Annotated in this window: 5 protein-coding genes and 1 pseudogene; all 6 read right to left on the reverse strand. The window is 43.9% G+C overall.

The features are described 5' to 3' along the window. Positions 1-873, reverse strand: a pseudogene (locus BZG77_RS13990) (ISAs1 family transposase); the annotation flags it as partial. 329 nt (positions 874-1,202) lie between these two features. After that, complete coding sequence (gene rfbC, locus BZG77_RS13995) at positions 1,203-1,748, reverse strand: dTDP-4-dehydrorhamnose 3,5-epimerase (RefSeq protein WP_077647682.1); 546 nt, start codon at positions 1,746-1,748, stop codon at positions 1,203-1,205. Next, the gene (rfbD, locus tag BZG77_RS14000; protein ID WP_077647683.1) at positions 1,748-2,632 is read right to left on the reverse strand and encodes a dTDP-4-dehydrorhamnose reductase; all 885 of its coding nucleotides are present in this window, start codon (positions 2,630-2,632) and stop codon (positions 1,748-1,750) included. Before rfbD ends, rfbC begins: the two co-directional genes overlap by 1 nt. 5 nt (positions 2,633-2,637) lie before the next feature. Further along, on the reverse strand, positions 2,638-3,519 hold the full coding sequence (rfbA, locus tag BZG77_RS14005; protein ID WP_077647684.1) for a glucose-1-phosphate thymidylyltransferase RfbA: 882 nt from the start codon (positions 3,517-3,519) through the stop codon (positions 2,638-2,640). Then, positions 3,516-4,622 (reverse strand): dTDP-glucose 4,6-dehydratase, encoded by a 1,107-nt coding sequence (gene rfbB / locus BZG77_RS14010; protein ID WP_077647685.1) that lies wholly within the window; start codon positions 4,620-4,622, stop codon positions 3,516-3,518. The genes rfbA and rfbB overlap by 4 nt, the downstream gene beginning before the upstream one ends. A gap of 17 nt (positions 4,623-4,639) precedes the next feature. Beyond that, positions 4,640-5,806 (reverse strand): nucleotide sugar dehydrogenase, encoded by a 1,167-nt coding sequence (locus tag BZG77_RS14015; RefSeq protein ID WP_077647686.1) that lies wholly within the window; start codon positions 5,804-5,806, stop codon positions 4,640-4,642. Positions 5,807-6,224 lie beyond the last annotated feature (418 nt).

Raw genomic sequence — 6,224 nt, forward strand, 5'->3', positions numbered from 1 at the left:
GCTGTCAGTGCTTTTGAACTTATATAATAGCGCACAGAAATATCGGATTCGTCGGCGTGTTTGCCTTCTTGTCGAACACTGACCATGATGTCCATCGTTTTTAATTCAGGCCAATCATAAGCCAAATCACCTAATACACCTAAATCGGTATTGATGAGTGCACATCGTGTTTCTAAACGTCCATGCGATTTCTCTTGTGATGAGTAGCTATCACCATCAAATTTTTGAAGCATTGAAGGCCGGTAATAATTATCAAACGCTTTATCTAACTTACCTTGGTTTCCTTTAACAGCGAGCAAATAATCGGCATTTTTATTAATGATTTTCTGTGCGGTTTTTCGCTGACAACCCATGGCGTCTATAGTAATTAAACAGCCAGAAATATCGAGCAATTCCAGCAGCTTAGGTTTCAGTAATCTCATTGGTTTTACTATTTACCTTTGACTGTCCGAGGCATACATCATTTGCGGTTGCGAACGCATTAACTATATGAATCGCAGCTTGGTCTGTTGCTCGGTTATATGAACCCCTCAGTGTTTTTCCATCAATGGCAACCACTTCACCATCCGTTAATTCATGACACGATTTCATCCATTCTATGAAGGCTTTTTGTAATGCTTTTGTACTGATGGTTCCCATCACTCTTGCAATCGTATCTGSCGAGGGTGATGTTTTACCTGAGAAGCCAAAGCGTAACAAAAAATCACGCTGCTTACGTCCATAATCACTAATACTTTTCCAGGTATCATGACCAGCCAACACCGCACAAATCGTTATCAAAATAATATCTGATAACGTATGTTCAACTTTACCTTCTTGGCGAATGTCTCTAATGGAAACGAAATGCATAAATGGACTTTTATCTTCTGTCATTTTTAATCTCCTAAACGTTAGGAGACCATTAAATCGCACTGAAAATGATCAATAAATTGATCCTTTGTTTTCACTTATTTTAATTAATAAATATGGCATAACGCACGGTTTTCAGCCCTAAGTGACAATTTAGTCATTAAGTTGCTGGCCCAGACATGGCGCGGATCTTCATGCGTTTTCCCTGCATACGGGGATCCTGGTTCATCGGACTATCGATTTCTATGTGATAACGCTAACTGGTGAAGTTCTAAAATTGAGAATTCAATACGGAACGAACCGTTTAAACATGGGTATATTGATGATTTTACCCTGAGCAACAGCAGTGAGAACTATAAAAGTTTTATATCTTTTATTACTATCCCCAGCTTATCTTTCTCTGACAGAGTTGGCTCTAATGTCACAGGCCAATCAATCCCGATCTCAGAGTCATTCCAAGCGATTGATAACTCTGCGATCGGGTTGTAATAATCTGTACACTTATAAACAAATTCAGCTTCATCACTCGTCACATAAAACCCATGAGCAAAACCTTCCGGAATCCACAATTGGCGCTTGTTTTCAGCTGATAAATACTCACCTACCCACTGACCAAAGGTTGGTGAATCTTTACGGATATCCACTGCAACATCAAACACTTCACCAGAAACAACTCGAACAAGCTTACCTTGAGTATTTTCTGTTTGGTAGTGCAAACCACGAAGAATTCCTTTCTTCGATTTAGAATGATTATCTTGTACAAACGTTGTTGGCTTACCTGCCACTAATTCTTCAAACTTTTTTTGCTGCCACGTTTCCATAAAGAAGCCACGATTATCACCAAATACAGTTGGCTCGATGATTTTTACATCAGGGATTTTTGTATCAATAACTTTCATTACTTTTCCGAATATTCTTGAATTTGATTTAAGGCCGCTTTCCAGTTACTCGCTTCAATAGAGAAGCGTTGAGTGATTTTCTCGGTGCTTAATCGAGAATTACTTGGGCGCTTAGCTGGGGTTGGGTATTGGTCAGTGGTAATACTCGTTAAGCTCGGCTTATTTGCAAGAGCGCCTTGCTCTACCGCAATATCAAAAATAGCAGCAGCAAAGTCAAACCAACTGACATGTGGCAAACCTGAGTAATGGTAAACACCGTACTCAACCGCATCACCCTGAGTAATGCTCTTAGCCATTTGAATCAACGCTCCCGCAATATCACCCGCATACGTAGGCCCACCAAACTGATCACTGACAATACTCAATGCGTCTCTGTTTTCTCCTAAACGCAACATGGTTTTCACGAAATTATTGCCGCGCTCACCAAATACCCATGCTGTACGAAGGATAATGTGTTTATCACACGCCTCGGCAACAGCAATTTCACCAGCGAGCTTACTTTTACCATAAATCCCTTGCGGGTTTGTCGCATCCGTTTCCACATACTCGCCCACTTTATTGCCTTCAAAGACATAATCGGTCGAAATATGTAAAATGGCTGCGCCAACGCTTTGTGCTGCTTGTGCGAGGTATTTTGGACCATAATGGTTTATCGCGTCAGAAAGCTCGACTTCCTCTTCAGCCTTATCAACCGCTGTATGAGCCGCAGCATTGATAATGATAGTTGGTTGGAGTTCAGTAACAACGGAGTAGACCGCTTTTTGATTGGTAATATCAAGGTGCTCTCTATCAAACGCTAATACTTCGATATGCTCATCGTTAGCTAACTGCTTTGTGAGACAAGAACCTACTTGACCGTGACAACCAGTAATTAATACACGCATTAAGCCTATGTCCTATTTTTAGTTTCATTAACCAAGCGCGTCAAATACTGGCCATATTCATTTTTCATCATTGGTTTTGCCAGAGTCAAAACTTGCTCATCACTCAACCAACCGTTACGCCATGCAATTTCTTCCAAGCAAGCAACTTTCAAACCTTGAACATTTTCAATCGTTTGAACGAAAGAAGACGCTTCGTGCAAGCTCTCATGGGTACCGGTATCTAGCCATGCAAAACCACGGCCTAATAACTCCACATTCAATGAACCATCATTGAGGTACATTTCATTCAACGTGGTGATTTCCAATTCACCACGGGCTGATGGCTCCACCTTCTTAGCCATCTCAACCACGCGGTTATCGTAGAAATAGAGCCCTGTTACCGCATAATTGGATTTAGGCTTTTGGGGTTTCTCTTCAATCGAAACGGCCTTCATGTTTTTATCAAATTCGACCACACCAAAACGCTCGGGGTCTTTCACTTGGTAACCAAACACGGTCGCACCCGATTCTCTTGAAGCGGCACTTTGTAGTGTTTTTGAAAAAGATTGACCATAGAAGATGTTATCACCCAAGACTAAACATACGCTATCATCACCGATGAACTCTTCACCAATGATAAACGCTTGCGCTAGACCATCTGGGCTTGGCTGAATTGCATATTCAAGATTAACACCGAAATCAGAACCATCACCAAGCAAACGCTGGAAGCCCGCATTATCTTCAGGTGTTGTGATGATCAGTATATCTTTGATACCGGCGAGCATCAGTGTCGAAATCGGGTAAAACACCATTGGCTTATCGTAAATCGGCAAGAGTTGCTTGGACACGCCGCGAGTTAATGGGTATAAACGTGTGCCTGAACCACCCGCTAGAATGATACCTTTCATGATTTACTCTCCGCTAAAGCAACACCTAAGCGTTCACCCTGGTAACTACCATCCTGAACATTTTGACACCAGGTTTGATTATCTAAATACCATTGAACCGTTTTTTTCAAGCCGGTTTCAAAAGTCTCGACCGGTGTCCAGCCAAGCGCTTGTTGCATTTTACTCGAGTCAATCGCATAACGGCGATCATGCCCAGGACGGTCTTGCACGTAAGTGATTTGCTCGGCATAGGAAGTCGTTTTCGGGACTAATGTGTCTAAAATTGCACAAATCGCTTCGACTACCTCAACGTTTTTCTTTTCATTGTGGCCACCTATGTTGTAGGTTTCACCAACTTCGCCTTCCGTGACGACTTTATATAGCGCTCGAGCATGGTCTTCGACATACAGCCAATCACGAATTTGGTCGCCTTTACCGTAGATAGGTAAGGCTTTACCTGCTAAGGCATTCAGAATAACAAGTGGGATCAGCTTTTCAGGGAAGTGATAGGGACCATAGTTATTGGAACAATTGGTGACTATGGTTGGTAGTCCGTAAGTGCGCATCCAAGCACGAACCAAATGGTCACTTGAGGCTTTAGACGCTGAATAAGGGCTTGAGGGTGCATAAGGGGTCGTTTCCAAGAACATCGGCAGAGCTTCATTTGCAGATTCCGCCCCCTGTTCAACATCATCAGGATGTGGAAGATCACCATAGACTTCATCGGTTGAGATATGATGGAAACGAAACGCTTGTTTAGCACTGTCATCAAGCTGGTTCCAATACTCGCGAGTCGCTTCTAATAGGGTATAGGTACCCACAATATTGGTTTCGACAAAGGCCGCGGGACCGTCGATTGAGCGGTCAACGTGCGATTCAGCCGCTAGATGCATCACCGCATCGGGTTGATGCTCGGCAAAGACGCGGTCTAATTCGGCACGGTTGCAAATATCCACTTGCTCAAACGCGTAGCGATCGCTTTCAGAAACTGGCGCTAACGATTCCAGATTGCCAGCATACGTCAGTTTATCGAGGTTAATCACACTGTCGTTGGTGTGCTGAATAATATGGCGGATAACGGCAGAGCCAATAAAGCCTGCACCGCCTGTGACGAGTATTTTCATTTTTAACCTTTGGTCTTTTAATCCGTCCCAAACAAATCACGCGTATACACCTTCTCGGCGCTATCGCGGATTTCATCWACCATRCGGTTRGCYACAATCACATCAGCRCGTTGTTTRAACGCTTCAAGGTCGTGAGTGACTTCTGAGTGAAAGAAGGTGTCTTCTTTTAAGACTGGCTCGTACACAATYACTTCAACGCCTTTGGCCTTTAGGCGCTTCATAATCCCTTGWATGGATGAGGCRCGGAAGTTGTCTGAGCCSGCTTTCATGATCAAACGGTAGATACCCACSGTTTTKGGYTCAMGGCGYAAAATSGCGTTRGCAACATAGTCTTTGCGGGTAGTGTTGGCATCSACAATGGCCTGAATCAAGTTGTTCGGCACATCGTTGTAGTTGGCAAGCAGTTGGCGGGTATCTTTTGGCAGGCAGTAACCACCATAACCAAACGATGGATTGTTGTAATGGTCGCCAATGCGTGGGTCTAGCCCTACCCCTTCGATGATTTGGCGAGTATTCAAACCGTGGGTTTCAGCGTAGCTATCCAGCTCATTAAAGTAGGCAACGCGCATGGCGAGGTAGGTATTAGAGAACAGCTTTACGGCTTCCGCTTCGGTCGAGTCGGTAAACAGTACTGGCACGTCTTTTTTCAGCGCGCCTTCGAGCAAGAGGCTGGCAAACGTCTTTGCGCGCTCACTTTGCTCACCCACAATAATGCGCGAGGGGTGCAGGTTATCGTAAAGGGCTTTGCCTTCACGTAAGAATTCAGGCGAGAAGAGGATATTATCGCTTCCCATCTCTTGTTTGATCTGTTGGGTATAACCCACAGGCACCGTCGATTTAATCACCATGGTCGCTTGCGGGTTAATGGCCATCACATCACGGATCACCGCCTCGACAGAACGAGTATTAAAGTAGTTGGTTTCTGGATCGTAATCGGTGGGGGTAGCGATGATGACAAAATCAGCGTCTTGGTAGGCTTGGTGTTTATCTAAGGTGGCAGTAAAGCGCAGAGATTTGTTGGCCAGAAAGTCTTCGATTTCTGCATCAACAATAGGGGATTGCTTTTGGTTGAGCTGCGTTATTTTTTCTTCATTAATATCGAGCGCGACCACATCAAAGTGTTGGGCAAGCAGCATCGCGTTTGAAAGGCCCACGTAGCCTGTGCCCGCAACAGCAATTTTCATTGGTTTTTCCTTGGGTTACCTAGCTTTAAACGTGTGGCGATGCATAAGGGCAGTGATCAATAGACACGCTACCGCCCAGAGGTGTCGCTCCCCACAGCGCATAGTTTTAATTTTTATTTGATATCGGTGCTGATTGACCGCGCTTTTGGCTCGCACGGCGAAAATGTATAGCACGGGGCAAAAAATGCCTGCCGTATTCTACACATAAAAATTTGTGATAAAAGACACACGCTTGCTTTCCTATGGTTTTTTGGACGGAGTGTTCATTTATTAAACAACAAGTTGCGACCATTGTTTGCCATATGCTCACAACAGCCACGTCAGCAAGCATCATAAACTCGCCTATATTTAGAGGCATTTGATCGTGCCTTCTCTCGATGATTATTTGATTTTAATCACATAAAAATCAGTATATTGC

This window comes from Salinivibrio sp. IB643, from assembly GCF_001996105.1.
Lineage (GTDB): Bacteria > Pseudomonadota > Gammaproteobacteria > Enterobacterales > Vibrionaceae > Salinivibrio > Salinivibrio costicola.

What these genes read in the sequence shown, in the direction of transcription:
- rfbC (WP_077647682.1), bottom strand. Translation starts at nt 1,748, where the DNA reads ATGAAAGTTATTGATACAAAAATCCCTGATGTAAAAATCATCGAGCCA.
- rfbD (WP_077647683.1), bottom strand. Translation starts at nt 2,632, where the DNA reads ATGCGTGTATTAATTACTGGTTGTCACGGTCAAGTAGGTTCTTGTCTC.
- rfbA (WP_077647684.1), bottom strand. Translation starts at nt 3,519, where the DNA reads ATGAAAGGTATCATTCTAGCGGGTGGTTCAGGCACACGTTTATACCCA.
- rfbB (WP_077647685.1), bottom strand. Translation starts at nt 4,622, where the DNA reads ATGAAAATACTCGTCACAGGCGGTGCAGGCTTTATTGGCTCTGCCGTT.